Raw genomic sequence first — 241 nt, forward strand, 5'->3', positions numbered from 1 at the left:
GAACTGGAGATCTTCGATACGGGCCATCTGTGGTTCGCGAAGCAGCTGCTGAAGGAAGGGCTGCTCGACGATCCGCCGCTGTTCCAGCTGTGCCTCGGCATTCCGTGGGGCGCGCCGGCCGACACGGGCACGATGAAGGCGATGGTCGACAACCTGCCGCCGGGCGCGCACTGGGCCGGCTTCGGGATCGGCCGCATGCAGATGCCGATGGTCGCGCAGGCGATGCTGCTCGGCGGCCACG

The 241-nt window shown here is 68.5% G+C and carries 1 protein-coding gene; it reads left to right on the plus strand.

Going from position 1 to position 241, the window contains the following annotated elements; all coding sequences use genetic code 11:
- Positions 1-241 (plus strand): 3-keto-5-aminohexanoate cleavage protein (locus tag AAEY79_RS16170; protein ID WP_352289744.1); only part of this gene is annotated, 241 nt, incomplete at both ends.

The sequence above is a fragment of the Psychrobacter sp. GW64-MNA-CIBAN-0177 genome (assembly GCF_040309585.1).
GTDB classification, from domain to species: domain Bacteria; phylum Pseudomonadota; class Gammaproteobacteria; order Pseudomonadales; family Moraxellaceae; genus Psychrobacter; species Psychrobacter okhotskensis.